Here is a 24,577-nt window from a genome sequence, read left to right on the forward strand (position 1 = left end):
GGCCCAGCGGCAAAAACCTGCTTACCGCGGGCGAATGGAAGCGCCACAAAACCCGCGCCGACCGCCGAACGCCCTACTCGTCGGCGAAAAACGCGAGGCCGTGAATCCGACTGTCGGGGGTGAGTTCAGGGTGGAACGACGTCCCGACCACCGGTCCGTCCTGGACGGCGACGGGTCGGCCGTCCCACTCGGCGAGGACGGTCGCCGACCCGACGTCGCTGATGAGCGGCGCACGGATGAAGACGGCCGGGTACGGGTCGTCTAATCCGGTCACGTCGAGGGGAGCTTCGAAACTGTCCTTCTGGCGGCCGAAGGCGTTGCGCTCGACGGTTACGTCCAGCAGGCCGAGGTTATCGACTCGCTCGTCATCGGCGTCGGTCGCGGCGACGATGAGACCGGCACAGGTGGCGAGAACCGGCTTTCCGGCCTCCACGTGAGCCTGTATCTCGGGGGCGATACCCTCCGACTGCAGGAGTCGAGAGATGGCGGTCGATTCGCCGCCCGGCATACAGAGGAGGTCACAGTCCGGGACGATACCGGACTGGCGGATTTCGGTGACTGCGACGGATTCGCCGTGGGCGGTTCCGGCCCGTCGAATCGCGTCGGCGTGTTCGCTCACGTCGCCTTGGACGGCGATGACGCCAGCGTTGAGACTCATACCGGCATTTCGGAACAGGTCGGGAAAAGGGCCTCGTTACAGCGCGAGGAAGTTCAGCACCATGATGAAGACGCCGAAGAAGACACCGAACGCGAAGACCGTCTTGGGGTTGATTCGAATCGCGTTCCGGTCTTCGGCATCGAAGTATCGCACGAGTCCGGCGCTGGACATCAGCCCACCGGAGTTTTGACCACTGCTCATGGTTTCGGGTCCGAGAGCGGTCGGGGTAAACCTTTCGCAATGCTATCGAATCCGGTTCTCCAGACACCCAACCCATTTATCGAGGCAGGAGAAGTGATGTCTATGGACGAACAGATCGCGGCGGCGCTCGACGACGCGTTCCCCGACCGCGACGTGGACGCGGTACATCCCTCCGGCCCCTCATGGAACGACGAGAATCGAACCGTCGGCATCGACTTCCGCGACGGCGAGTCGGTGTATCTGAAGATGTCGAACGTCGGCGACGGGTCGCGTATCGCCCGCGAACGGGCCGTAATCGATTACGTGGACGAACACGGCGACGTACCAGTCCCGACGGTGCTGGCGAGCGACAGTGCCGGAGCGGTTCCGTATCTCGTGACGGCACCGGTTGTCGGAGAGAACCTGCTGTCTTCGTGGTCCGACGCGAACGCGACGGAGCGCGCGGAACTGGCCCGACAGGTCGGACTCTCGCTGGCGAACGTCCACGCGCTTCGTTTCGAGGAACACGGCCGCATCGTCGGCGGGAGCGCGGACGGTCTGGAACTGGAGGCGAAACCGTGGACGGACGTGCTCGTCGAGACGATGACCGAGATGAGCGACATCGGGTCGCAAGACCGCTTTTCACACCACTTCGACGCCGTTATCGAGGCCGTGGAGGACAACCGAGAACTGCTGGACGACACACCAGCGACGCTCCTCCACGGCGACCCGGCGCGTCCGAACTGCTTCCACGCCGAGGGGCGAAACGAGGGGGAAATCGGATTTCTCGACTGGGAAATCGCGCACGTCGGCGACCCGGTGCGGGACGTAGAGCGCACGCGGGGCCTCCAGTTCGACTCGCTCCGTGCCGACGGTCCCGAGGAGATAGTCCGCGCGTTCTACGACGGCTATCGGGACCGGGCGGGCGGCCTCCCGGACGGGTTCGAGGAGCGCCGCCCCATCTACGACGCGGTTCGGTTTCTGGGACACACGGGATTCTATGACAAGTACGCCTCGTTCCGCGACGAGGACCCCGAGGAACTCGCCGCGTGGATGGACGGAGAGATGGAGCGACGAATAGAGAAAATCACCTGACTGGAGGGCGGCCGATGCGACTGAGAGTGACGAACAGGCAGCAGAGGACGAGGAGGAAGAAACCCTTATGCACGCGGCGACGGAACCTTCCAAGAGCAACGCATGACCGTCAAGTTACTCGACTTCTACGCAGATTGGTGTGGGCCGTGCAAGACACAAGACCCGATCCTCGACGAACTCGAAGAGGACTGGGACGAGAGCGTCGAATTCGAGAAAGTAGACGTGGACGAGCACCAAGACATCGCCAACGAGTACCAGGTTCGCTCGATTCCGACCATCGTCATCGAGGACGACGAGGGCGTCGTCGAGCGCTTCGTCGGCGTGACCCAGCGCGACGACTTGGAACGCGTCTTGGAGAAAGCCGGCGCATAATTCCGGTCCCGCCACAACGCAGTCTTTTTCGAACAGCTACGAACCGTCCGGGATTCACGACCAGCGGACGCTATTCGAACCGCACGCCGACGTCGTGCATCCCCTCGTTTTCGAGCGCGAGATTGATGAGGAGCGGCGTCATGCTCTCGACTTCCGCGCTGTTTCCGATGCCACCGGCGTCGAGCGCCCGCAGTCCGTCTATCTCTTCGGCGAGTCGTCCGACGAGTTCCTTGGCATCGTCGTCGTCACCGACGAGGAGCGTGTCCTGGTCGAGGTCGAGGCTGAGGTCGGCGAGACGGTCGGCCGAGAGGTTGTGGAACGCGCCGACCACGGGAACGCCGTCCGGTGCGGTGTCCGCGACGAGTTCGCTGACGCTTCCGACGTTCGGCGGCTTGTAGTGGAACCCGGTTTCGTCGCGGTCCATCCCCACGGCGGGGGTGACGAGGACGTCCACGTCGTCGAGGCGGTCCGCGACCGCCTCGATAGTGTCGCGGATGTGGAACGGCGGAACGGCGAGCACGACCATATCTCCGCGTTCGGCGGCCATGCCGTTGGCGAAGCCGTTGATGGAGCGGGAGACGCCCAGACTGTCGAGTTCGGTTTCGTACTCTGTCGCCTTCGTGCGGGCTTTTTCGGGGTCGCGCGAGCCGATGATGACCTCGTGGTCCGTGTCGTACGCCCAACGGAGCGCGAGTCCCTGCCCGATGTCGCCGGTACCCCCTAAGAGTGCGATTCGCATACACGGCCAGTCTGTCGGAGCGCGGTTAAGTTCTCCGGAAGCGGGAATCTAAGGGACGATTCCCCCCACAGGATTTCCGCCGCCACAACCCCTTTTTCGTTGCTTCCCCTTGCAGGAAATACGATGACATACGACGCCAACAGCGACGGAATTCCGAAACTCGGACTCGGAACGTGGGAGAACACGGACAGCGACGAGTGTGCACACAGCGTCGCCTACGCCCTCGATTTGGGCTACGAACACGTCGATACCGCCCAAATCTACGGCAACGAGGAGGACGTCGGCAGGGGAATCGCCGACTCGTCGGTGGACCGCGAGGACTTCTTCCTCGCCACGAAGGTCTGGATAGACAACCTCGCACACGACGACGTGCTCGAAACGACCGAGAAGAGTCTGGACAAACTCGGCACGGACTACGTTGACCTGCTCTACGTCCACTGGCCCGCCCGCGAGTACGACCCCGAAGAGACGCTCGCGGCGTTCGACGAACTGTACGACGAGGGCAAAATCAAGCACGTCGGCCTGAGCAACTTCGAACCCGAGCATCTGGAAGAGGCGAAGGAAATCCTCGACGCACCCATCTACGCCAATCAGGTCGAGATGCACCCGCTCCTCCAGCAGGACGAGCTGGTCGAGTACGCGCAGGAAAACGACATCACGCTCGTCGCGTACTCGCCGCTCGCCCGCGGCAACGTGTTTAACGTGCCCGAACTGACCGACATCGCCGAGAAGCACGAGACCAGCGAAGCGCAGGTCAGCCTCGCGTGGCTCATGTCGAAGGACAACGTGGTCGCCATCCCGAAGGCCACGGGCGAGGACCACATCGAGGACAACTACGACGCGCTCACCCTCGAACTGGACGACGAGGACATCGAGAAAATCGACAACATCGAGCGGGAAGAGCGCCAAGTTGACCCCGACTTCGGACCGTGGAACTGACTCGCTGAAGTCGGCACGGAGCTGAAACGAACTCGTTTTTCGACCCCGCACCGGGGAAACTATGGGCACCGGGGTGCATCTCGCGGGTATGACCGACCTCGTGACATTCGGCGAGACCATGTTGCGGCTCTCGCCGCCCGACCGCGAACGCATCGAGAGCACCTCGTCGCTCGAACTCCGTGCCGCCGGCGCGGAGAGCAACGTCGCTATCGCCGCCCACCGACTCGGTGCCGAGGCGATGTGGACCTCGAAGCTCCCCGACTCGCCGCTCGGACGGCGCGTCGTCGCCGGACTCCGACGGTACGGCATCGACACCGAAATCGCGTGGAGCGACGAGGGACGACAGGGGACCTACTACCTCGAACACGGCACCGACCCGCGCGGCACGAACGTCATCTACGACCGCGCCGACGCCGCGGTCACGACGGCAACCGCCGACGACGTGGCGCTCGACCGGATTCGAGACGCCCGAACCTTCTACACCAGCGGCATCACGCCCGCGCTGTCCGCGACGCTCGAATCCACCGTGGACGAGGTGCTCGCGGCGGCACAGGACGCCGGGACGACCACCGCCTTCGACGTGAACTACCGGTCGAAACTCTGGTCGCCCGCCGAAGCGCGCGAGTCGCTCACCGCGCTGTTCCCCCGCATCGACGTGCTCGTCACGGCCGAGCGCGACGCCAGAACCGTCCTCGACCGCTCCGGCGACGCCGCCGACATCGCCCGCGGCCTCGCTGACGACTGGGACTTCGAAACCGTCGTCGTCACCCGCGGGTCGAACGGCGCGCTGGCGCTCCACGACGGCGAGATTCACGAGCAGTCCGCCTTCGACACGGACACCGTGGACCCCATCGGCACCGGCGACGCCTTCGTCGGCGCGTTCCTCGCCCGCCGCCTCGACGGCGAATCCGTCCCGACCGCGCTGGAATACGGGGCCGCCACCGCCGCCCTCAAACGGACGATTCCCGGCGACGTGGCCGTCGTCACGCGGGCGGAAGTCGAGGGCGTGATGGACACGGAAGCGCGCGAGATTTCCAGATAGCACCGCGCGACCGCACTGTTCACGGCCGTTTCGACCTGCCGGTACACGCACCGTAGCGATTGACTCGTTCCCCGCATCTCGTCCGTTCATCGTGGCGCGCGCTGGCGGGGCGACGCGGCCAGCTGTCGGCCGCGTCGCCTCGGTGAAGTTGCGCGAGGGATGAGCGAAGCGAATCGGTTGGGGAGGGTGTGGCTGATGCGGTTTGCGGTTGCGGTTTCAGTGACGTCTGTATTTGCAGTCCCGGACAAACCAATACCAACTCGTAACGAGCGTGGCGGTGGCTTTCGGCGTCTTCGTTACGGCAGTCCCGTTCGGAAGACTCCCGTAAGCGAACTCATTTCCGAGCGAGCGGTGATACTGAATCACATCGCGTAATACTGAACTCCAGTTCAAAATCCCAAAGTGCACTGAATAATACTAAAAGATACTAAAACCTCCTGTATAGTACTGGAAAACCGATTTCGAGCCGCCAGAGGCGGTTCGAGAAACCCACCATCCTCGCCGCCGCCTAAACCGCTAACATCCCTGACCGAGACTGGATACACATGACAACGCACGTCGTCATCATCGGCGCGTATGGAAGCGCGGGGGTCGCCGTGGCACAGAGTCTCGCGGAGGACCCGACCGTTCGACTGACCCTCGTCGATGACGGCGACCCCGGCGGCGGGTTGTGCATCCTCCGCGGCTGTATGCCGTCGAAGGAGGTGCTGTCGGCGGCGAGTCATCGGTATCAAGCGCGTCACGACCCGCGGCTGTCCGGGACGCCGGAGGTTGATTTGGAGTCGGTGGTGGAGCTGAAAAACGACCACGTGCTCGGCTTCGCGGAACACCGGCGCGCCGCGGTACACGACCTCGCCGAGCGGGAGAACGTGGCGTTCTATCACGACACCGCACGGCTCGTAGACGACCACACGGTCGAAATCGACGGGCGAGAAATCGAGGCCGATTACGTCGTCATCGCCACGGGGTCGAAAGTGAACGTGCCCGACCTACCCGGCATGGACGACGTGGACTACATGACCAGCGCGGACGTGCTGGACGCGACCGAGTTCCCCGACTCGGGCGTCGTGATGGGGTTCGGATACACCGGCCTCGAACTCGTCCCGTACCTCAGCGAGGCGGCGGGGATGGACCTCACCGTCATCGAACACGACGAGCATCCGCTGGACGAGGCCGATTCGCCGTTCGGCGACGAACTGCTCGACATCTACCGCGAGGAGTTCGGAATCGAGATACTGACCCGAACGTACGAAAAGCGGGTCGAATCGACGGGGGACGGGGTTCGGCTCCACGTCGAACAAAGAGGGAGTGGGAACGGAGGTAGAAACGGCGGCGGAGGCAGAGACGGGGACGGGGAATCGAGGACCATCGACGCGGACGAGTTGTTCCTCTTTACGGGACGGCGGCCAAACCTCGACGGACTCGGACTGGAGAACACCGCGCTCGAATTCGGTGGCGGGTGGGTCGAAGACACGATGCAGGCCCGCGACGACCCCCGAACGTTCGTCGTGGGGGACGTGAACGGCAAGGAGCCGATTCTCCACGTGGCAAAAGAACAGGGCTTCAAAGCCGCCGAGAACATCCTCGCACACGCTCGCGGAGACGACCTCGAACCGTACGAGAACGTCCGCCACCACGTCATCTTCTCGGCGGTCGGGGTGTATCCCTTCGCCAGAGTGGGACTGTCGGAGACGGCGGCGGAAGCGACTGGGAGGAACTACGTCGCCGTTAGCCGACGCACGGCGGACGACGGCGTGTTCAAGACGAAACAGGCGTCGAGAGGGCTGGCGAAACTCGTGGTGGATGCGGACGACGGCACCGTTCTCGGCTATCAGGGGTTGCACTACCACGCCGACGTGATGGCGAAGACGATGCAGGTCGTGATAGAGCGTGGTATGGACGTCCGCGACGTGCCGGACAGGGCGTATCACCCGACGACGCCGGAGATTCTGGACGGCTTGCTTCGGGACGCGAGCGAGCGGGTCGGAGAATAGGAAGCCCTACCGCTGGCCGTCAAAACCGTGTTCTAGCGGGCGACGGTCACCCGTCGAACGCCGTAATCTCGTCCAACAGGCGTTCGAGCCGAGCGTCGGACCGATATCGCACGGCATCGGTCTCGGAGTCGTATGCCAGTAGCCCTGCATCGGCCATCTGTGGGAGGTGGGTGTGGTGCAGCGCGACCAGCAGCGACTCTCGGGACGTCGCGTCCCGTTCGGCAAGCAGTTCGTCCGCCAGTTCGTCGATGGAAATCCACCCGTCGACGGAGGACAACAGGAGGAGTAGCCGCCGCCGTACCCGGTCGCTCAGTATCCGGAAGAGCACGTTCAATGGGACGTCGGAACGGGACGTCGAGTGAGACCGTTCCGCGAGTTCTCGGTTCGTGAGTCGCTTCGGTGCGCTGGGCATCGTTCGACGATGACGTATCGATATGCCAATCGCATAACTCATTTTGACGGCTCGGGCACAGAAGCTGTGAAAGTTTCAATTCGACTTATACCCAGTCGAAACTGTTTCGACCGCGGCGGAAGACGGGTCATTCCTCGCCGGTTCGGTCCTCGTCGATTCTGAACTGCTTCAACGGCTGAAAGTACTGGTCCCGAATCAGAATCTCGTCTTTGAGTACCAGCCCCAACTCGGGGAGCGCGGTTGCGATTCTCGTCAAATCGTCGTTCGACGTGCCGACGGTTTCTATCCGTATGTTGTTCTCGCCGATCATCAGTTCGCGCACGTTCACGACGCCGGGGATGTCGAGCACCCGTTGAGCCAATTCGCTCCGTTCGCCGACGGGCGCGGAACAGACCATCAACACGTTCAGCGGAAATCCGGCCCGTTCGTAATCGACCGTCGCTTGATACCCCGTGATGATGCCGTCGGATTCGAGTTGGTCGATTCGGTTACTCACCGTGCTGGCCGACACGCCGAATCGGTTTCCGAGGTCGGTCGTGGTCGAACCGCGGGCATCGCGCTGGAGCGCGTACAGGATTCCTTCGTCGATTTCGTCGAGCGCGCTGGATGTCATGAGTTATCAAATGTTATCATACACCATGATAGTTTCCTGGAGAATATTTGATACGGTTCCGCTATCGACAGTCGCGTTCCGGAGCACGTCGAAACCGTGCGGCGAGACGCTCCGTCGAGGCCGACGGCGTGCTGATTTTTTCGGGGTCATCGGTCGCCGAGGTCGAACGGGAGGTAAGGCTAAAAACCGGGGTGACATAGGGACAAACATGAAGGCCAAGCGGGAGTACCGACGTCGGCCGGACATCGAGGTCCGGGTACTCGACGCCCTCGTCGACCGGAGTGAAGACGGCATGACGGTCTTCGAACTGCGCTCTCACGTGGAGGCGGGCATCGACGAGTTGGAGGACGCGCTCGCGAACCTGAAACAGGATGGGCTGATAGAAGCCGGAATGGAGGAGGGACGAACGCTCATCCGCCCGGACGAGCGCGTCGTTCCCGACCCCGAGGAGGTAGACGAGGAGCCGTCGTTCGTGGACAAGCTCATCGAGCGCCTGCCGCTGTAGCGCATCCGACGTTTTTACTCCCCTACGCACCCGACTACGTGTATGAGCCTCGAAGCGCTACACGAAGACCACGGAGCGACGTTTTGCTCGGTCGGGAATCGTCGGGTGCCACGCGACTACGGCCGACCCGAACGGGCACACAGTGCGGTCAGGAACGGCGTCGGACTCACGGAGATGCCCTACGGCGTCCTCGTCGTCTCGGGCGACGACAGAATCGAGTACGTCGATAACATCGTCTCGAACACGGTTCCGAGGGAGGACGGACGCGGAACCTACGCTCTTCTGCTCGACCCGCAAGGAAAGGTCGAACTCGACATGTACGTCTACTGTGCGGGCGAGCAACTACTGCTCTTCGTGCCGCCCGGGGAGGCGACACCGCTCGCCGAGGAGTGGCGAGAGAAGGTGTTCATTCAGGACGTAGAAATTTCCGTCGCGACCGAGCGCTTCGCCGTCTTCGGCGTCCACGGGCCGTACGCCACCGAAAAGGTCGCCAGCGTGCTGAACGGCGCGAGCACCCCGGACGAACAGCTCTCGTTCATCCGCGGGAAGATGGCCGACGTGGGCGTCACGGTCATTCGAACCGACGCGCCGACGGGCGAGGAGGGTTACGAAGTGGTCTGCACGACGGACGAGACGGCGGACGAAATCGGACGCGAGCGGCCGAACGTCGAACTCGTCTTCGACGCCCTCGTCACGCGAGGGATGAACGCCGCTCCCTTCGGCCGGGTGACGTGGGAGTCGCTGACGCTCGAAGCCGGAACGCCGCTGTTCGAGTACGAACTACGGGGTGAAATTCCGAACGTGCTCGGCCTCCGGAACGCCCTCGACTTCGAGAAGGGGTGTTACGTCGGCCAGGAAGTCGTCTCGCGCGTCGAAAACCGCGGGCAACCGAGTCGGCGACTCGCGGGACTGCTCCCCGAATCCGTACCGGAAGCGGGCGCGGCGGTCTTCGCGGGCGATGAAGTCGTCGGCGAAGTCACCCGCGGAATCGAGAGTCCGTCGCGCGGGGAACCGGCCGCGATGACGCTGGTGGACTACGACGTGGAAATCGGGTCGGGACTGACCGTCCGCGTCGATGGTGAGGACGTCGGCGCGGAATTGGTGTCCCTGCCGCTGGTGGACGGCAGCGACGAGTCCGGGCGCGTACCGACCTACGACTAGCGGGTCTCCCCGTGTCCGAAATCGACGCGAGACGTCACTAAACCGAGGTTTTTCGGGAAAATCGATTCGAACCGATAGCGACGGCCGCGTGTCACCGACGGAGGAAAACCCTTTTCAACAACTTAGTGATATTACTGAGTGGTATGCAAGCATTCGATGGCTTTGCGGACGTGAGCGAGGCGGAAGTGACGCGAGCGATCGGCACCGCGTGGAGCGACGAGTTCACCGAGTTCTCGGAGACGGACGTCATCATCGTCGGCGGCGGCCCGTCCGGGTTGGTCGCGGCGAAGGAACTCGCCGAGCGCGGCGTCGAGACCATGGTCGTGGAGAAGAACAACTACCTCGGCGGCGGGTTCTGGCTCGGCGGATTCCTGATGAACAAGGTGACGGTCCGCGACCCGTCGCAGGCCGTCCTCGACGACCTCGGCGTCCCCTACGAGGAATCGGACGAGGCCGACGGACTGTACGTCGCAAACGGCCCGCACGCCTGTTCCGCGCTCATCGAGTCGACCTGTGCCGCTGGCGCGAAGATGCAGAATATGACCGAGTTCACCGACGTCGTGGTCCGCGAAGGTCACCGCGTCGGCGGCATCGTCATGAACTGGACACCGGTCCACGCCCTGCCGCGGGAACTCACCTGCGTGGACCCCATCGCGGTCGAGTCCGACCTCGTTATCGACGCCACGGGCCACGAAGCGGTCGTCGTCTCGAAACTCCAAGAGCGCGGCGTGCTCGACGCACCCGGCCTTCGCCACGCGCGCGAGCACAACACGGGCATGGACAAGTCGGGAGACGGGGAGTACGGCGCGCCCGGCCACGACTCGCCCGGTCACGACTCCATGTGGGTCGCAAAGAGCGAAGACGAGGTGGTCGAACACGCGGGCAAAGTTCACGACGGCCTCGTCTCGACCGGCCTCGCCACCGCGACGACGTACGGCCTCACCCGGATGGGACCGACGTTCGGCGCGATGTTGCTCTCCGGTAAGCGCGCCGCACAGGTCGCGCTTGACGAGTTAGAGGTCGGCGGCACGGTGGAGATGACGGGTAGTCCGTCACCCGCTGACGACTGAACGGTACGACCGACGGAAACATATTTTGTATGCGAATACGTATTCGTATACATGGGAGACACGACGATTCGGCTATCGGATGACGCGAAAGAGCGGTTACGGCTCGTGAAACGAGAAGGGGAGAGCTACGAGGACGTCATCATGCGTCTCACGGCGAGGGACAAATGGGCCGGATTCGGCGCACTGTCCGATGATGACCGCGATACGCGCACCGGGGTAGCGAGAATGCGGAACGAGCTGCGTGAGGGTATGGACGAAGATATCGAGAATATGGGTCGATGAATGCTCGTCCTCGATAACAACCTCGTCAGCGACTACCTCGATGGCAAAGACGAAGCGCGAGAGTTCCTTACCGACTACGAATCGGAGCCGTGGGGAGTCTCCGGTATCGTCCTCTACGAGGCGTTGATGGGAAGCGTCTACGGGCACATCGGCGGGACTCCCCGAGAGGTCCGACAGGCGATTACGACGTCGATGGACGTACTGGACGTGACCGAGAGAACAGCGACGGAAGCCGCGATACTCCAGCAAGACCTCATGGCGCGCGGCGTCCCCGCCGACCACCCGGACACGCTCATCGCCGCGACGGCACGCGTACACGGGGCGGTGTTCGCCACGGCGGAGAAGCATTTCTGGAACGAGGAGGTACAGGAAGTGCTGGACGTGGCGGAGTACGACCCCTACTGATTCTCCGCCACTCGTCCACCCGTAATCCGCACCACCCCGAGCGCGTGCTGGCTGTCGCGCACCGCCACCGTGCGGTCCGACAGCGCCCGCCGCGATTCCGCGATTCGTTCGTCCAGCACGTACCACGGCGGTTTCTCGAAGCCGCTCGTTCCGCCGGGCGTCGAGGCGAGCACGAGGCCGCGGAAAGCCTGATTCACGGGCCACGAGTAGGCGCGCGAACTCTGCCCGGCGTCGAGCAGGGCGAGACCCCCGCCCGGACGGATGCCGTCCAGCCACCGGGAAACGGTGCTATAGGGGTCGTCCAGCATGCCGATGACGAACGTGGCGAGCACGGCGTCCACATCCTCGCGGAGCGAGAACGTGGCGGCGTCGGCCTGCACGATGTGGACGTTCTCCCACCCCTCGCGGTCGATTCTGTCCCGCGCCTGTTCGAGCATTCCGCGGGTGAAATCGACGCCGATGACCATGCCCTCGGGACCGACGCGCCGCCGGAGGTGCGGGAAGTTCGCTCCGGTCCCACATCCCATCTCGACCACGGTATCGCCGGGCGAAAGTCGGAGTTCGTCCACGACTCGACTCCGGAGTCGGGAGAGGCCGGGGGTCGCTACTGCGAGCAGGTCGTAGAGTCGCGCCCAGCGGCCGTAGAACTGCTGGGCGGTTGACGGTCCGCGCCGTGACATGGTTTGCGGTACGACGGAGGCGGGCAAAAGGGCCTGGGTGATTTTATACACGTCGTTCTCACCTTCTGAGAAGAAGTCTCAAGCCGTGAGAAGCACCTTTCGGTCATATCACCCCCGTCACCGAAGCTAAACATGTACTATGAGGCCACAGATTGGCGCACCCGGAACGGGCATCTCGCGGCGTGATTTCGTAAAGGCGACCGGCACTGCTGGCGTCGTCGCCACCGCCGGTTGCACGGCACCGTCACAGCCGGACCGGCAAGGCGTCGCCGCGGCAACCGGAAACGCCGCCCTTCCGAAAACGAGCGCGCCACAAGTCGTCGATTTGGACGAGCTCGGTCACGAGGTAACGATGCGGGCCGTCTCCGCCCGACACGAAGTTCATCCCCTCGACAGCATGGGCGGACCGGTAACGCTCCCGCACGTGTGGGCGTTTCAGGCGAACGACTTGCCGCCGAGCGTTCCCGGTCCAGTTCTCCGGACGACCGAAGGACACGACCTGGAGATAACGCTCGACAACACGAACATGAAGAATCCCCACACGCTGCACTTCCACGGCGTCCGAAAGACATGGGAAAACGACGGCGTGCCGACGACGACGGGTATCACCGCCGCCCCGGGGAAGAAGCACACGTACACCATCCCGGCGAACGTCCCCGGCACCCACCTCTATCACTGTCACTTCCAAACGCCGATGCACATGGAGATGGGGATGTTCGGTATCCTCCGCGTCGACCCGGAAGGATACGAGGAGGCCGACAAGGAGTATTTCGCAACCGTCCGAGAGTGGGATTCGAGACTCTCGCGTGCGTACGCCGGTGAGGACGCGACCTTCGACCTCACGAACCGTCGCCCCGACGTGTTCACGGTCAACGGAAAGAGCGCGCCGCGGACACTCCACCCCGAAGACGGGACGCCGTTTATCGTTGAGTCGGGCGATACCGTCCGGATTCACTTCGTCAATGCGGGGTTCATGTCGCATCCGCTTCACATCCACAACCACCGGTTCCACATCGTCGAAAAGGACGGCGCGAACTACCCCGAGGCGATGCAGTTCCCGCAGGACGTGGTGAACGTCTCACCGGCAGAACGTTACACCATCGAGTTCGAAGCGGACGCGGACCCGGGAATCTACCTCATGCACTGTCACAAGGTGGATCACGTTCGAAACGGCGCGTCCTATCCCGGAGGGATGCTCTCGGCGGTCGTCTACAAGGAAGCGATGAACACCGACGTCTTCGCCAACCTGATGGAGTACGCGGGGTACGAGGGGTGAACCGATGACGCACGTAGCACGTCGGGACGTTCTCCGCGGAGGTGCGGGCATCGCGGCACTCTCGTTGCTGCCACCGGTCGCCGGAGAGTCGCCGACAGTCGTGGACGAGACCGGAAAGGAAGAAGTCACCGTCGTGGTCGGTGCCGAAGGTAATGGCGGCACCTATGCGTTCGGTCCTGTCGCCGTCAGAATCGACCCCGGAACGAGGGTCGTCTGGGAGTGGTCGGGAGACGGTGGAATGCACAACGTCGTGGCCGCGGATGGGTCGTTCAAGAGCGACCTCCAGCAGAAGGCCGGTGCGACGTTCAGTCACACGTTCGAGACGGACGGTGCCATCGATTACTACTGCGAACCGCACCGTGCGATGGGGATGGAGGGGGTCGTTCTCGTCGGCGACGCCGCGCTTCCCGGAGCGGCGGCCGAAAACGGGACGACGAAAACCACCTACGACGGGTGGTTCGATGGCGTCGATAACTTCGACGGAACGGTCGATATGACCGGCAAAGATGCGGTCACGGTCGACGTCGGTGCACGGGCGAACGGAGGGCCGTACGGATTCGGTCCGGCCGCGATTCGCGTCGACGCCGGGACGAAAGTGACGTGGCGGTGGTCGGGGGACGGAATCCACAACGTCGTTGCGGAAGATGGGTCGTTCAAGAGCGACCTGTATGGCGATTCGAGCGCGACGTTCACCCACACTTTCCACAGCGGTGGAATCACGAAGTACTTCTGTGAACCGCACCGCGGAATGGGAATGAAAGGTGCGGTCGTCGTGGACGGACCGAAGAACGCGACGGCGGGCATCTCCCCGGGAGAACTCGCCCTCGGTGGCGGTTTCGTGACCGCACTACTCTCACCCATCGCGTTCGCACTCTTTCTCTCGTCTAGAAAGAATCGGTACACATCACATATTACACAGGTAAGAAATCGGCCACAGCAGTAAAGATTGATCAGGTCGCCATTTATATCACATGACAATTGCCCTGACCGAAGACGACCAGGGAAAGCGTGTCATCGAGGCGGATGGTACGGCAGTCGGAATGGTCACGGAGGTACGACACGGGACGGCGCACGTCGAAGCCGATCCGAGCGTCGTCGAGACGTTACAAACCGAACTCGACACGGGGGGAAACAACGAGAACACGTACGCCCTCTCGGAGGGGGACATCGAACGAATCGAGGACGACACGATAGTCCTCCGGACTCGCGACTGAGCGGATAGTTTCGAAGAAAAAATTACCTCGTGTACCCCTACCCGAGGTAACTAAAGAGTGCGACCGGATTGGTATATACTTTGTGTGTGCCAATTCAATCGCTGGAGATAAACAGCTCGCACAGGCAAGCACGAGGCAAACATAAATGAGACAACGAAGAAACAAACGAACCATGAACGGTCAGCCGGATTCCGGGGATATCCCCGCTGGCTGGGAACGAGCACCCATCAGGGGGGACGAGATTCAACTCCAGCACGAGGACGGGAGCATCGCGGTGAAGGCGGTCAAAGCGACGATTTCGGACGAGTGGGAACTCGAACTGGAGGACAGCATCGGCAACAGATACACGACGATTCGACCGGTCGGCCGCGTGGCGACGCGCGACCGCGCTGTTTCGGCGCTGGTATCGTTCGCACGGGAGGTCAACGACCTTCGTCACGAACGCGGGGAGGTGCTGCCGGACGACATCGTTCGGGAAGTACAGCGCAGCGAGCGAGTACCCGTTTAGACGATTTTTCGCGCGACTTCGGCCACGGCCTCGGCGGAGTCGCCGAGGATGTAGACGATGGGTTCGATGCCGTAGCCGCCGGTGTGATAGAGCACCGTCGCGTCCGGCGACTCGTCGAGAGCGGTGCCGACCGCCTCGCCAAGGTCGTCGTACTCGGCGTCGAACTCGGCGGTCGCGTGGCCCGCCGATTCGAGGCGGGCCACGATGTCGGGGTCGTAGCGGACGTTGAGCGCGGCGTGAACGTCGGCACCGTTGTCCCGCGCCGCGAGCAGAAGGGAGGCGACGTGTGCGCTGACGCCGAACTCGGGGTCCGCCGGAATCGTCGCCCGACCCTTCACGTCGAAGATGCGGCCGGGGATACCAGCCACGTCGTCGATGCTCTCGGCGTTGGGCAGACTCTCACAGAGGTTCGAACCAACCGCGGGGATGAGCGAGGTGAAACCGCTCGTTCCCTCCACGATGTGAATCCCGCGGCGCATGGACGAGAGGACGCGCTCGGTCGCCCGGAGCTCGTCGTCCGGGTCGTGGACGTTGAAATCGCCGCCGTGACCCGCCAGTTCGGGCATCGCCTCCTCGTGCAGCTGCGCGATGAGGTCGTGGTCTTCGAGCCGCCGGATGAGTACCTCCACTTCCACGAGCGCCTGCACCTGACTCATGCTTCCCGTCGCCAGCCCCTCACCGACCTCGGTTACGAGGCGGGAGACGCGCTCGTCGTCCCGAATACGGTCGTTTTGCGCGACGTCGCCGTGCGCGTACTTCGAGACGGCGCTCTGGCTGATACCGAGGGCGTCGGCCACCTCGCTCTGGGTCAGGCCCCGCTCGCGCAGGTCTTCCGCGAGCATCGAGCGAAACGTGGGGAGGAACTCCTCGACGACGACTTCCTCCGCGAACTTCACAGTTGGTCACCACCGAACTCGTGGTCGCTCCCGATTCGGGACGCCTGCGGTCCGGCTTGGTCCTGATATTTCGACCCGCGTTCGGACCCGTACGGCCGCTCCGACGGGTTCTTGAGTTCCGTGAAGATGAGCTGTGAGATGCGCGTGCCGGGTTTGAGCGCGACGGGAGCGGTCCCGAGGTTCGACAGTTCGAGGGTTATCTGTCCGCGATAGCCGGGGTCCACGACCCCCGCCGTAGCGTGGACGACGACGGCGAGTCGGCCGAGCGACGAGCGCCCTTCGACGTGGGCCAGCAGGTCCGACGGGATTTCGACGCGCTCCTTCGTCGTTCCGAGGACGAAATCGCCCGGATGGAGGATGAACTCGTCGCCCTCCTGGACGATGGTTTCCGTGACGTAGCTGTCCACCTCGTCCTCGCTATCGGGGTGGATGCACGGGATGTTGGTGCGCTGGAATTCGAGGAACTCCTCGCCGAGTCGAAGGTCGATACTCGCCGGTTGAATCTGCAGGTCGGGTTCGTCAATCGGTTCGACCACCAAGTCGCCGGAATCGAGACGGCGGCGGATGTCCGCGTCCGAGAGTATCATTGTCGGAAACAGGGGTGGGGGTGTGTAAAGACCCACCGGTCGTCAGGCGAGCGTGGGGAGGAACGAGAGGAAGGCGATGGCTCCGGCGGCCGCCGCGGCCGCCGCCGTCGAGAGCCGTCGCGCGTGTTTCAATCCGAACGTCCAGACGACCCACTGCCACGCCGTCCCGAGCGCGGACACGAACAACGTTCCCCCGCGCGCCGTCGCCACGAGCGATTGCAGTTGGTCGAGGACGACCTGCGGGTTGCTCCCCGAGAGGTCCGCCCCCCGAAGCGCGAGGAAGAACAACCCGATACCGACGAGCATCTGGACGAGGGAGGGGAGCATCCCCCATCCGGCGACCGCGAGCGTGTTCGAGAACGACCCCTCACCACCCGCCACCGCCGACGCGACGTGAAGGCCGACTGCAATCAGCGGCCACGCCAGGAGGACGGTGATGAAGACGAACGGGATTTTCTTCTGGAACCCTTCCCAGATGAGGTCGCCGATGACGACGGTCTTCTGTTCGGGTCTGTCACACCCCGTGGAGAAGTTCGCCGCACCACCGGCCGCGAACCCGTCGCAGAACACTTCGTCCGGGCGGTTCGGATTGTCTATCTTCGTCGTTCCGGTCATCCGCTGGCTCATAGACCAACCGACAAATCCGAAGACGGCGGTCGTGACGAGCGCGACCACGAGGACGACGCCGAACGCGCTTGCGAGGCTCGGCCGGGGGGCACGGTTCTCGAAGAACCGATCGGGACGGACGAGGGCATCTAAAAGCATAGTTCTCGATGCTTGTCATGTGGTATAAGCTTTCTCGAATCGAGTAGCCAGCGTTTTGGTTCGCTACTACGACGCTCGACTATGAAGCAGGCAATCGTCGCCCGAACCGACATCGGAATGGGCAAGGGAAAACTGGCCGCGCAAGTGGCACACGCGTCCCTCTCGGCGTACGAGGACACCGGAGAGCGAGCGCGAAAGCAGTGGAAGGGAGAAGGGCAGAAGAAGGTCGTCCTGAAGGCCGGAGGCGAGGACGAAGTGTTCCGCCTCGCGGAGAAGGCGCGGGCGGAGGGACTCCCGCACGCCATCATCCGCGACGCAGGTCACACGCAACTCGACCCGGGAACCGTGACGGCGCTCGCCGTCGGCCCGGCCGACGACGACCTCGTGGACCGAGTGACGGGCTCGCTGTCGCTGTATTGATATCGAGCGCAACCTCACCAAAATATATCAGGCCACAAACCTTTTGCTGACCGAGTTTCTCACATCCGGTAGGCTACGAACTGTGTTACCAAAGACCTCACCCGACCACTGATGGACGAATCGACCGTCAACGCCGTACTCGACACGCTGCCGGACGTGTTCTATGTTTTCGACGCGGACGGGACACTCGTCGAGTGGAACGACCGGCTCACGGAGGTAACAGGCTACGATGACGACGAACTCGACGGAATGGCACCGCTCGATTTTATCGCGAAGGAGGACAAACAGGAGATAGCGACGGCCATCGACGCGGTACTGCTGGGCGAGAGCACCGAGACGCGCCAGTCGGCGCTCGTAACGAAGGACGGCGAGCACGTTCCGTACGAGTTCAACGCGACGCAGGTCACCGACGAGGACGGGACCGTCACCGGGTTCACCGGAACGGGACGCAATCTCTCCAAACGCCGAAAGCGCGAGCGCACGCTTCGCAGGGAGCGCGACCGAACGAGACAGCTGCTCGAAACGAGTCCTATCGGCATCCTCATCCTCGACGGCGACGGCCGGTTCATCGAAGCGAACGAGCGCGCCGCGACCATTCTCGGCCTTTCGAAAAGAGAGATACTCGACCGAACGTACGACGACGACCGCTGGAACGCCACCGACGAAACGGGAGCACCCATGCCACCCGCCGAGTGCCCCTTTGCCAAAACCATCCGCAACGAAGAACCGGAGTACGACACGGTGATGGGTGTCGAACGGCCCGACGGAGAGCGCGTGTGGCTATCGGTCAAAAGCGCGCCGGTATTCGACGACGAAGGAACCCCCGTGGAAGTCGTCGCGTCGATTTCGAACATCACCGACCGCCGCCACCGTGAACGCGAGCTCCGTCAGCAGCGCGACGAAGTGGAGACGCTGAACCGTATCAACGAACTCGTGCGGGAGGTGATTCACGAACTCGTCGGCGCGGCGACGCGCGAGGAGATAGAAGAGACGGTGTGTACTCGACTCGCCGACTCCGACCTCTATCGGTTCGCGTGGGTCGGCGATCAGGACCTCGTCGAGGGCAGTCTCGTCCCGCAAGCACTCGCCGGGGACGACCAAGCGTTCCACGAACTCGTCGGAGAGGTCGAGCGAGAGAACGAGGTGTGGGAACGCCCCGCGACGAAGGCATTCCGGACGGGACGACACGTCGTCGTCCGCGATTTCTCCAAAACGACCGTCCTCACCGACCGTCTCCGTGAGGGGGCGTTAGAGCGTGGACTCCATTCGGGAATCGCGGTCCCGCTCTCGTACGGGCAGACGACGTACGGCGTGTTGGTGGTGTATGCGACACGAACCGACGCCTTCAGCGAGCGGGAAGCCGCCGGGTTCGACACGCTCGGTGAACTCGTCGGGTTCGCCATCAACGCGACCGAGAACAAGAAACTCCTGGCGACGGACCAAGCGGCCGTCGAACTGATGTTCCGCGTCACGGACGAAGCACTGCTGGTTGACTTATCGCGCCAAATCGACGGCACGCTCGTCCTCGACGGTACCGTCCCGACGTCCGGCGGTCGATATCTCTACTACGTCCGCGTCGAGGACGCGCAACCGAAACAGGTGGCGGATACCGCCGAAACGTTCTCGACCGTGAACAATTCGCGCGTCGTCTGGATTCACGACGACGAGGGGCTTCTCGTGTTGACGGTTTCGTCGTCGCTCGTCGAGAACTTCATCGAATCCAGCGCGAAGGTGCTGACGGCACGGGCACACGACGGCGTGGAGGATGTCGTCGTCGAGGTGACGCGGGAAACCGACATTCGAACCCTATTAACGTCGATTCAGTCCACCTATCCCGATATCGAACTCGTCGCAAAGCGTGACGTAGAGCGAACCGAACGGTCGGAGCGGAGGTCCCGAAACGTGCTTTCGACGGAACTCACCGACCGACAGCGGTCGGCGTTCCACGCCGCGTATCTGGCCGGATACTACGACTGGCCGCGCGAGAGCACGGCCGAACAGGTCGCGGAGTCGATGGGAATCGCACCGGCGACGCTTCATCAACACCTTCGAAAGGCGGAAGGGAAGCTCGCGTCGTCGTTTTTTGACAGCATGATGGAGTGAGGTGCGGTTTCGAGTACGGTGAATCGAGACCCGGTATCGATGTTCCCCGTGATGCGGGAGGCGAGCCAACGTACGTAGGTACTGCGTACTTACCTACGACGTACCACTACACGGGTAATGGAGAGACAAACAACGACCCGAACATCCCCGCCGAACACGCGAACCGAGATATCGGTCGAGACGTTGTTCGACGTGCTTAGCAGCCCGTACCGACGATACGTGCTTTCGTTCCTCTCCGATGCGACGACGCCGACCACGATGGGAGACCTCGCCTACCACGTCGCGGCGTGGGAGGCCGACACCAGTATCACCGAAATCGACGACGAGGACGCGACGGAGGCGGAGATACTGCTGTATCACGTCCACCTTCCCAAGATGGAGACCATCGGACTCGTCGACTACGACGCCGAATCGGGGGTCGTCGAACCCGGAGAGCGCATCGAAGTGGCGACGGACTGCATCCCGGCGAGCGAGTAGGGTTTTTTAATTCGGTTCGGACGTAAGGTCCGGACGAATGCGCGAGGCACATCCCATCGAGACCGCGGTCGGCATGGAGTATTACGTCAGCGACGAGGACGGCGTGGGGGGAACCCTTCGGGAGACGAACGAGGACTTCCGAGTGAGAGAGATAGAACGATTCGACGCCGACCCGCTCGACGCGGACCCCGGCTCGTACCCGTATCTGATACTCCGCGCGACGCTCCACGGGTGGGATACGAACGACTTCGCCCGGAGCCTCTCCAGCGCGCTCGGAATCAGCCGCGAGCGGGTGTCGTGGGCCGGGACGAAGGACAAGCGCGCGGTGACGACCCAACTGTTCAGCCTCCGAAAGGTCGAGCCGGACGATCTGCCGGAGATGCGCGCCGCCGAACTCGAACCGGTCGGCCGCGCGGGGCGGGAACTCCTGTTCGGCGACCTCGTGGGCAACGAGTTCGAAATCACCGTCTCGAATCCCGACCACCCGGAGAACGCGGACGAAATCGCGGCCCAACTGCGCGCGTTCGCCGGCGGGGACGGGGCGCTCGCGGTTCCCAACTTCTTCGGCCAGCAACGGTTCGGCAGTCTCCGGCCGGTGACGCACGAGGTCGGCCTGCACGTCGTCCGCGAGGAGTGGGAGGAGGCGGTGATGGCCTACGTCGGCAACCCGTTCGAGACGGAACCGGAGGACACGCGGGAGGCCCGCGAGCGGGTCGAGAACCTTGCGCCGGACTGGGACGCCGTGCTCGATGCCCTGCCGGGACGACTCGGGTTCGAGCGCTCGATGGCCCACCGCCTCGTCGAAAACGGCGGTACCGACCCCGAGGACTTCCGGGACGCGCTCGAATCGCTCCCGACGAACCTCCAACGGTTGCTCGTCAATGCCGCCCAGTCGTACGTGTTCAACCGCATCCTGAGCGAGCGGCTTCAGCGCGGGCTTCCGTTCGACGAGCCGGTTGCGGGCGACGTGGTGTGTTTCGCGGAGGAGGTAGACGGCTTCACCGTTCCCGACATGGACCGCCAGCAGACCGTGAGCGAAAAGCGCGTCCGAACCATCGAGCGCCACTGTCGGCGGGGCCGGGCGTTCGTCACCGCGCCGCTGGTCGGCACCGAGACGGAACTCGCCGAGGGGGAGCAGGGAGACATCGAACGCGAAATCCTCGACGACCTCGACCTCGAACCGCACGATTTCAACCTCCCGGGCGAGTTCCACTCGACCGGCACCCGCCGCGCGATACTGCTCGGAAGCGACTTTTCGCTCTCCCACGACCCGCTCTCGTTCGAATTTTCGCTCCCCTCCGGGTCGTACGCCACCGTCTTCCTCCGGGAGTTCCTGAAAGCGAATCCCCTCGATATGGGATAGGCGACCGCGGGCCGCCTATGCCTCGACGCTCCCTTCTTTGACTCCACCTCGCGTGCTCTATCGCCCTATTTACTCGACCATACCATCCCCGAGCCTACCGTCCGTTCGGAATCGTGCGTCCGAGCAGGAACGCCGGGAGTCCGACCAGCGCGACGAAGACGAGGAGGTACACGAGCAAGAAAACGGAGAACAGGAAGTCGTTCGGACCTCTGACCCGTGTGACCGGTATCGTCAGGGCGAGTACGACGGCGAACGTGACGGGCGGAATCCCGAGGGCCACTCGCCTGTAGCGACGAACAGCGGCGGCGTAGCCGACCGCGGTCATGAACGACGCCAGAAGGACCGAAAACGCCGCGAACAGGAATTTGCGTATCGCGTACGGATTGGAGGCGAAGAGCCGAGCGGCGACGGCCGAATCGACGGCGACGGCCGCCAGCATCGCCACGCAGAGACCGACCACCCACGCGAGGAGGACGGCGGCCACCGTACGGTAAAACGTCGGCCGGACGTGGCTGAACGCCAGCAACCCGAGGACGGCGTAGGTCCCACCGGCCACGACGATGCCCATCGAGTAGCCCGAGACGGTGTGGTTCAATCGGAGGGTTCCGACGAACAACGCGAGAACGCCGAGAACGCTGACGATACCCGCGACCAGACGAGGCGTCCGTTCGTTTCGACTTTCCTCCCGACCGCCGAGTCGAACGAAGCCGACGAGGAGCGCGAACAGGACGCTCGCCGGGAGGAGAACGTCGAAGAGAAGGTTGAACGCGATGTCACCGGACAGCGGTAGCGTGACGGCCACGAAACTCCACGCCTCACCGGCACTCCCGCCCGACCGCGCGAACGCGACGAACGGGCCGTCTCCGGTGTCGCGGAAGGCGGTCAGGGAGAAGGAATTGCCGTCCACGCTCGCCCCTCGCGGCGCGCGGGTGACGACGGTTCCGGGCGGCCCGACGACCATCAGTCGGTCGGCACCGAGTCCCGAAATCGACCCCTCCCGTGCGTGTCGGAAGCCGTCGAACCGGACGACGCCGCCCGGGGCAGTCGCGGCGGCGGTCGTCCGATACCGAAGGACGACCGTCTTCGCGCCGACGACGCGAGCGTCGAGGAACGGTTCGGGGTCGAGGGGAGAATCGGGAGCAGCGTTCTCGGCGATTTCGTCGAGCACCCATCCGTTCTCGCGGAAGTACCGCGCCGCTTCCTCGCTCGCAAGCCGGTTTTTCACCGTCCACGTCGCGGTGCCGTTGTCGTGGACCCGAATCGTGGCAGTGGTGCGCTCGACGTCGAACGTCACGTTTTCGACGCCGAGGGTTTCGGCGTACTGGTGTGCTCCTTCGGTGAAACTACCCCCGCACGGGCCACAGAACGGCTCCGGCGGTGGCCTACTCGAAGCGGGCGTCGCCACAACCATCGTGAGAATCGACAGGAGGACGAAAAGGGAGAGGAGTGAGCGCCGAGCGGTGAGGGAGAAGAGTAAACGCCGGGCGGAGAGTGACCGCTTGGAGAGGGTCGTTCGGAAACGCATATCCACAGTTGTCTTTCATCCGATATTTTTCTTTCCCTCACCGAACACATCGTCGAAACGCCGAGGTTAAACGCCGCGATTGGGAAAGAACGCGCATGAACTGTCGGCAGTGTGCGTCCTCGCTCGAACGCCCGGGCGACTACTGCCTCGTCTGTCGAACGCAGAACGCCGATTCCGTCGTCCTCGCCGTGACCCGCGACCACGCCGACATCACGATGCTCCGCGACGAAACCGTGGTCGGGAAGACGGGCGTCAGCACCACGCCCGAGGAGGGCGAAACCGAGGTCGTCGAACTCCGTAACTTCGCGGGACGCATCGCCGACGAAGTGCGACGGAAACACCCCGAGGACGTGTACGCGGCGGGCGCCCGCGACGTGATTCGCGCCGTCCGCGCCCAACTCCACTACGACTTCTACCGCGTCGGCGACGAGAAGCCCGTCGAGGAGGTGCTGGCGCGGCGCGGCGAGCGCTCGCTCGAAGTCGTGGACCTCGACCCGGCTGAGAAAATCGGCGGAACGCACACAACCCTCATCGGCAACCGCGACGGCATGCGCGTGATTCGTGAGGTCGCCTGCCACCCGCACGTCAAGAAAATCATCCCCGGCCCGATCAACGCGGGGGGTGCGAGTTCCGACTCCGGCGTCCGCGCCAAGGCCACCCGCGCCGACGAGAACGGGAACGTCCGACTCCTCCTCCGCGACGGGTCCAGCGTGCAGGAAAACCGCGTCGTCACCACCGCCATGGACCGCGACCTCGGCGAGCGGATTCGGGAGGACCTGAACGAGGCCCTCCAAGAGAGCGGCTTTCGGTGACGGGGAAGGGCAGGGAATCCCTCCGAACGCTCGGTACGAAATGGTTTTGCTTCCGAGACTGTGACCGAGATTACTGAAACGCGGACTTCGAAAGCCCTCGCCACGCTCGCTACGTGTGATAGCCGAGAGTAACTGAATCACGACCACCGGAGAGACGGCCTTGAAAGCCCCCGCCACGCTCGCGGCACCGGAAGACGGTCCTGCTCGGTCGCACGCTCCCTGTGCGGGCATGCGACTTCCGTGCTCACACTCACTGCGTTCGCGTGACCCGCTCGCCGACATCTCGACTCGGCACAAACCGCGTGCCTCGTCGAGAGAGGTCGCCGAAACGACCACGACAAGCGCGAGCGGGCGGCCCCTTTCATTCCACCCACGATACCGCCACCGCATCAGCCACATCCTCCCCAACCGATTCGCTTCGCTCATCCCTCGCGCGAACTGTAACGAGGCGACGCGGCCGAGAGTGGCCGCGTCGCCTCGTCAG

Annotated in this window: 29 protein-coding genes; 19 read left to right on the forward strand and 10 right to left on the reverse strand. The window is 63.6% G+C overall.

Annotated elements, in window-relative coordinates:
* Positions 1-73: 73 nt before the first annotated feature.
* Both pdxT and OPC11_RS10980 read right to left on the reverse strand, forming a co-directional pair.
* On the reverse strand, positions 74-658 hold the full coding sequence (gene pdxT / locus OPC11_RS10975; protein ID WP_264781886.1) for a pyridoxal 5'-phosphate synthase glutaminase subunit PdxT: 585 nt from the start codon (positions 656-658) through the stop codon (positions 74-76).
* Positions 659-694: 36 nt separating this feature from the next.
* Entirely contained in the window at positions 695-859 is a 165-nt protein-coding gene (locus OPC11_RS10980) for a preprotein translocase subunit Sec61beta (RefSeq protein WP_264781887.1), read from the reverse strand.
* Positions 860-961: 102 nt separating this feature from the next.
* Here OPC11_RS10980 and OPC11_RS10985 point away from each other — a divergent pair, with 102 nt between their 5' ends.
* Together OPC11_RS10985 and trxA are read left to right on the forward strand one after the other, a co-directional pair.
* Positions 962-1,933 (forward strand): phosphotransferase, encoded by a 972-nt coding sequence (locus OPC11_RS10985; RefSeq protein ID WP_264781888.1) that lies wholly within the window; start codon positions 962-964, stop codon positions 1,931-1,933.
* A gap of 102 nt (positions 1,934-2,035) precedes the next feature.
* On the forward strand, positions 2,036-2,305 hold the full coding sequence (gene trxA, locus OPC11_RS10990; RefSeq protein WP_007979845.1) for a thioredoxin: 270 nt from the start codon (positions 2,036-2,038) through the stop codon (positions 2,303-2,305).
* 70 nt (positions 2,306-2,375) lie between these two features.
* Here the strand turns inward: trxA and npdG are convergent, their stop codons facing one another.
* On the reverse strand, positions 2,376-3,044 hold the full coding sequence (gene npdG / locus OPC11_RS10995) for an NADPH-dependent F420 reductase (RefSeq protein ID WP_007979847.1): 669 nt from the start codon (positions 3,042-3,044) through the stop codon (positions 2,376-2,378).
* 123 nt (positions 3,045-3,167) lie between these two features.
* On the opposite strand from npdG, the gene OPC11_RS11000 reads away from it, so the two are divergent.
* The 3 genes from OPC11_RS11000 to OPC11_RS11010 all read left to right on the forward strand — a co-directional run bounded on the left by OPC11_RS11000 (position 3,168) and on the right by OPC11_RS11010 (position 7,019).
* A complete protein-coding gene (locus tag OPC11_RS11000; protein ID WP_264781889.1) occupies positions 3,168-3,983 on the forward strand; it encodes an aldo/keto reductase in 816 nt (271 codons plus the stop codon).
* Positions 3,984-4,071: 88 nt separating this feature from the next.
* Positions 4,072-5,025, forward strand: coding sequence for a bifunctional 2-dehydro-3-deoxygluconokinase/2-dehydro-3-deoxygalactonokinase (kdgK1, locus tag OPC11_RS11005; RefSeq protein WP_026177835.1), 954 nt, complete (start codon positions 4,072-4,074; stop codon positions 5,023-5,025).
* Between the two features lie 545 nt (positions 5,026-5,570).
* A complete protein-coding gene (locus tag OPC11_RS11010; RefSeq protein ID WP_264781890.1) occupies positions 5,571-7,019 on the forward strand; it encodes an NAD(P)/FAD-dependent oxidoreductase in 1,449 nt (482 codons plus the stop codon).
* Positions 7,020-7,065: 46 nt separating this feature from the next.
* On the opposite strand, the gene OPC11_RS11015 is transcribed toward OPC11_RS11010, so the two are convergent.
* Entirely contained in the window at positions 7,066-7,431 is a 366-nt protein-coding gene (locus OPC11_RS11015) for a hypothetical protein (RefSeq protein WP_264781891.1), read from the reverse strand.
* Positions 7,432-7,558: 127 nt separating this feature from the next.
* The gene (locus tag OPC11_RS11020) at positions 7,559-8,044 is read right to left on the reverse strand and encodes an Lrp/AsnC family transcriptional regulator (RefSeq protein WP_007979855.1); all 486 of its coding nucleotides are present in this window, start codon (positions 8,042-8,044) and stop codon (positions 7,559-7,561) included.
* A 208-nt stretch (positions 8,045-8,252) separates the two neighbouring features.
* Between OPC11_RS11020 and OPC11_RS11025 the strand changes: the two genes are divergently transcribed.
* The 5 genes from OPC11_RS11025 (at position 8,253) to OPC11_RS11045 (ending at position 11,467) form a co-directional block, all read left to right on the forward strand.
* A complete protein-coding gene (locus OPC11_RS11025; protein WP_007979856.1) occupies positions 8,253-8,549 on the forward strand; it encodes a DUF6432 family protein in 297 nt (98 codons plus the stop codon).
* Positions 8,550-8,591: 42 nt separating this feature from the next.
* Complete coding sequence (locus OPC11_RS11030; protein ID WP_264781892.1) at positions 8,592-9,710, forward strand: aminomethyltransferase family protein; 1,119 nt, start codon at positions 8,592-8,594, stop codon at positions 9,708-9,710.
* A gap of 143 nt (positions 9,711-9,853) precedes the next feature.
* Positions 9,854-10,780, forward strand: a complete 927-nt coding sequence (locus tag OPC11_RS11035; RefSeq protein WP_264781893.1) for a sulfide-dependent adenosine diphosphate thiazole synthase — start codon at positions 9,854-9,856, stop codon at positions 10,778-10,780.
* Positions 10,781-10,831: 51 nt separating this feature from the next.
* A complete protein-coding gene (locus OPC11_RS11040) occupies positions 10,832-11,062 on the forward strand; it encodes an antitoxin VapB family protein (RefSeq protein ID WP_264781894.1) in 231 nt (76 codons plus the stop codon).
* Complete coding sequence (locus tag OPC11_RS11045; RefSeq protein WP_264781895.1) at positions 11,063-11,467, forward strand: PIN domain-containing protein; 405 nt, start codon at positions 11,063-11,065, stop codon at positions 11,465-11,467.
* On the opposite strand, the gene OPC11_RS11050 is transcribed toward OPC11_RS11045, so the two are convergent.
* Positions 11,461-12,147 (reverse strand): class I SAM-dependent methyltransferase, encoded by a 687-nt coding sequence (locus OPC11_RS11050; RefSeq protein WP_264781896.1) that lies wholly within the window; start codon positions 12,145-12,147, stop codon positions 11,461-11,463. The genes OPC11_RS11045 and OPC11_RS11050 overlap by 7 nt on opposite strands.
* 139 nt (positions 12,148-12,286) lie before the next feature.
* On the opposite strand from OPC11_RS11050, the gene OPC11_RS11055 reads away from it, so the two are divergent.
* From OPC11_RS11055 to OPC11_RS11070, 4 genes are all read left to right on the forward strand, one after another.
* A complete protein-coding gene (locus OPC11_RS11055) occupies positions 12,287-13,423 on the forward strand; it encodes a multicopper oxidase domain-containing protein (RefSeq protein WP_264781897.1) in 1,137 nt (378 codons plus the stop codon).
* 4 nt (positions 13,424-13,427) lie between these two features.
* On the forward strand, positions 13,428-14,366 hold the full coding sequence (locus tag OPC11_RS11060; RefSeq protein WP_264781898.1) for a halocyanin domain-containing protein: 939 nt from the start codon (positions 13,428-13,430) through the stop codon (positions 14,364-14,366).
* Positions 14,367-14,394: 28 nt separating this feature from the next.
* On the forward strand, positions 14,395-14,637 hold the full coding sequence (locus tag OPC11_RS11065) for a PRC-barrel domain containing protein (RefSeq protein ID WP_264781899.1): 243 nt from the start codon (positions 14,395-14,397) through the stop codon (positions 14,635-14,637).
* 172 nt (positions 14,638-14,809) lie between these two features.
* Positions 14,810-15,145, forward strand: a complete 336-nt coding sequence (locus OPC11_RS11070; protein ID WP_007979862.1) for a hypothetical protein — start codon at positions 14,810-14,812, stop codon at positions 15,143-15,145.
* Here OPC11_RS11070 and OPC11_RS11075 read toward each other — a convergent pair.
* From OPC11_RS11075 to OPC11_RS11085, 3 genes are read right to left on the reverse strand one after another with little or no spacing between them, the layout of a single operon-like run.
* Positions 15,142-16,041: a thiamine-phosphate synthase family protein gene (locus OPC11_RS11075; RefSeq protein WP_069450514.1), complete on the reverse strand. Its 900-nt coding sequence runs from the start codon at positions 16,039-16,041 to the stop codon at positions 15,142-15,144. The two genes, OPC11_RS11070 and OPC11_RS11075, sit on opposite strands and share 4 nt — an antisense overlap.
* On the reverse strand, positions 16,038-16,628 hold the full coding sequence (gene dcd, locus OPC11_RS11080) for a dCTP deaminase (protein WP_007979866.1): 591 nt from the start codon (positions 16,626-16,628) through the stop codon (positions 16,038-16,040). The genes OPC11_RS11075 and dcd overlap by 4 nt, the downstream gene beginning before the upstream one ends.
* 42 nt (positions 16,629-16,670) lie before the next feature.
* Positions 16,671-17,393, reverse strand: a complete 723-nt coding sequence (locus OPC11_RS11085) for a Yip1 family protein (RefSeq protein WP_007979868.1) — start codon at positions 17,391-17,393, stop codon at positions 16,671-16,673.
* Between the two features lie 81 nt (positions 17,394-17,474).
* Here OPC11_RS11085 and pth2 point away from each other — a divergent pair, with 81 nt between their 5' ends.
* From pth2 to truD, 4 genes are all read left to right on the forward strand, one after another.
* Positions 17,475-17,813 carry a peptidyl-tRNA hydrolase Pth2 gene (gene pth2, locus OPC11_RS11090; protein ID WP_007979870.1) on the forward strand — a complete coding sequence of 113 codons (339 nt, stop codon included), beginning with the start codon at positions 17,475-17,477 and terminating at the stop codon, positions 17,811-17,813.
* A 111-nt stretch (positions 17,814-17,924) separates the two neighbouring features.
* Complete coding sequence (locus tag OPC11_RS11095) at positions 17,925-19,916, forward strand: PAS domain S-box protein (RefSeq protein WP_264781900.1); 1,992 nt, start codon at positions 17,925-17,927, stop codon at positions 19,914-19,916.
* A 117-nt stretch (positions 19,917-20,033) separates the two neighbouring features.
* Entirely contained in the window at positions 20,034-20,393 is a 360-nt protein-coding gene (locus tag OPC11_RS11100; protein WP_264781901.1) for a hypothetical protein, read from the forward strand.
* Between the two features lie 37 nt (positions 20,394-20,430).
* Complete coding sequence (truD, locus tag OPC11_RS11105; RefSeq protein WP_264781902.1) at positions 20,431-21,756, forward strand: tRNA pseudouridine(13) synthase TruD; 1,326 nt, start codon at positions 20,431-20,433, stop codon at positions 21,754-21,756.
* Positions 21,757-21,850: 94 nt separating this feature from the next.
* On the opposite strand, the gene OPC11_RS11110 is transcribed toward truD, so the two are convergent.
* Positions 21,851-23,281 carry a hypothetical protein gene (locus tag OPC11_RS11110; protein ID WP_264781903.1) on the reverse strand — a complete coding sequence of 477 codons (1,431 nt, stop codon included), beginning with the start codon at positions 23,279-23,281 and terminating at the stop codon, positions 21,851-21,853.
* A gap of 95 nt (positions 23,282-23,376) precedes the next feature.
* Here OPC11_RS11110 and OPC11_RS11115 point away from each other — a divergent pair, with 95 nt between their 5' ends.
* On the forward strand, positions 23,377-24,093 hold the full coding sequence (locus tag OPC11_RS11115; RefSeq protein WP_264781904.1) for a DUF2103 domain-containing protein: 717 nt from the start codon (positions 23,377-23,379) through the stop codon (positions 24,091-24,093).
* Positions 24,094-24,577 lie beyond the last annotated feature (484 nt).

It is taken from the genome of Haladaptatus sp. T7 (genome assembly GCF_026008575.1).
Taxonomy (GTDB): domain Archaea; phylum Halobacteriota; class Halobacteria; order Halobacteriales; family Haladaptataceae; genus Haladaptatus; species Haladaptatus paucihalophilus.

Coding starts and splice junctions, on each gene's coding strand:
- OPC11_RS11025 (WP_007979856.1), top strand. CDS start 8,253: ATGAAGGCCAAGCGGGAGTACCGACGTCGGCCGGACATCGAGGTCCGG.
- OPC11_RS11010 (WP_264781890.1), top strand. CDS start 5,571: ATGACAACGCACGTCGTCATCATCGGCGCGTATGGAAGCGCGGGGGTC.
- OPC11_RS11100 (WP_264781901.1), top strand. CDS start 20,034: ATGGAGAGACAAACAACGACCCGAACATCCCCGCCGAACACGCGAACC.
- dcd (WP_007979866.1), bottom strand. CDS start 16,628: ATGATACTCTCGGACGCGGACATCCGCCGCCGTCTCGATTCCGGCGAC.
- truD (WP_264781902.1), top strand. CDS start 20,431: ATGCGCGAGGCACATCCCATCGAGACCGCGGTCGGCATGGAGTATTAC.
- OPC11_RS11020 (WP_007979855.1), bottom strand. CDS start 8,044: ATGACATCCAGCGCGCTCGACGAAATCGACGAAGGAATCCTGTACGCG.
- OPC11_RS11035 (WP_264781893.1), top strand. CDS start 9,854: ATGCAAGCATTCGATGGCTTTGCGGACGTGAGCGAGGCGGAAGTGACG.
- pth2 (WP_007979870.1), top strand. CDS start 17,475: ATGAAGCAGGCAATCGTCGCCCGAACCGACATCGGAATGGGCAAGGGA.
- trxA (WP_007979845.1), top strand. CDS start 2,036: ATGACCGTCAAGTTACTCGACTTCTACGCAGATTGGTGTGGGCCGTGC.
- OPC11_RS11060 (WP_264781898.1), top strand. CDS start 13,428: ATGACGCACGTAGCACGTCGGGACGTTCTCCGCGGAGGTGCGGGCATC.
- OPC11_RS11095 (WP_264781900.1), top strand. CDS start 17,925: ATGGACGAATCGACCGTCAACGCCGTACTCGACACGCTGCCGGACGTG.
- OPC11_RS11045 (WP_264781895.1), top strand. CDS start 11,063: ATGCTCGTCCTCGATAACAACCTCGTCAGCGACTACCTCGATGGCAAA.
- pdxT (WP_264781886.1), bottom strand. CDS start 658: ATGAGTCTCAACGCTGGCGTCATCGCCGTCCAAGGCGACGTGAGCGAA.
- OPC11_RS11015 (WP_264781891.1), bottom strand. CDS start 7,431: ATGCCCAGCGCACCGAAGCGACTCACGAACCGAGAACTCGCGGAACGG.
- OPC11_RS11040 (WP_264781894.1), top strand. CDS start 10,832: ATGGGAGACACGACGATTCGGCTATCGGATGACGCGAAAGAGCGGTTA.
- OPC11_RS11050 (WP_264781896.1), bottom strand. CDS start 12,147: ATGTCACGGCGCGGACCGTCAACCGCCCAGCAGTTCTACGGCCGCTGG.
- OPC11_RS11085 (WP_007979868.1), bottom strand. CDS start 17,393: ATGCTTTTAGATGCCCTCGTCCGTCCCGATCGGTTCTTCGAGAACCGT.
- OPC11_RS11030 (WP_264781892.1), top strand. CDS start 8,592: ATGAGCCTCGAAGCGCTACACGAAGACCACGGAGCGACGTTTTGCTCG.
- OPC11_RS11115 (WP_264781904.1), top strand. CDS start 23,377: ATGAACTGTCGGCAGTGTGCGTCCTCGCTCGAACGCCCGGGCGACTAC.
- npdG (WP_007979847.1), bottom strand. CDS start 3,044: ATGCGAATCGCACTCTTAGGGGGTACCGGCGACATCGGGCAGGGACTC.
- OPC11_RS11065 (WP_264781899.1), top strand. CDS start 14,395: ATGACAATTGCCCTGACCGAAGACGACCAGGGAAAGCGTGTCATCGAG.
- OPC11_RS10980 (WP_264781887.1), bottom strand. CDS start 859: ATGAGCAGTGGTCAAAACTCCGGTGGGCTGATGTCCAGCGCCGGACTC.
- OPC11_RS11110 (WP_264781903.1), bottom strand. CDS start 23,281: ATGCGTTTCCGAACGACCCTCTCCAAGCGGTCACTCTCCGCCCGGCGT.
- OPC11_RS11000 (WP_264781889.1), top strand. CDS start 3,168: ATGACATACGACGCCAACAGCGACGGAATTCCGAAACTCGGACTCGGA.
- kdgK1 (WP_026177835.1), top strand. CDS start 4,072: ATGACCGACCTCGTGACATTCGGCGAGACCATGTTGCGGCTCTCGCCG.
- OPC11_RS10985 (WP_264781888.1), top strand. CDS start 962: ATGGACGAACAGATCGCGGCGGCGCTCGACGACGCGTTCCCCGACCGC.
- OPC11_RS11055 (WP_264781897.1), top strand. CDS start 12,287: ATGAGGCCACAGATTGGCGCACCCGGAACGGGCATCTCGCGGCGTGAT.
- OPC11_RS11070 (WP_007979862.1), top strand. CDS start 14,810: ATGAACGGTCAGCCGGATTCCGGGGATATCCCCGCTGGCTGGGAACGA.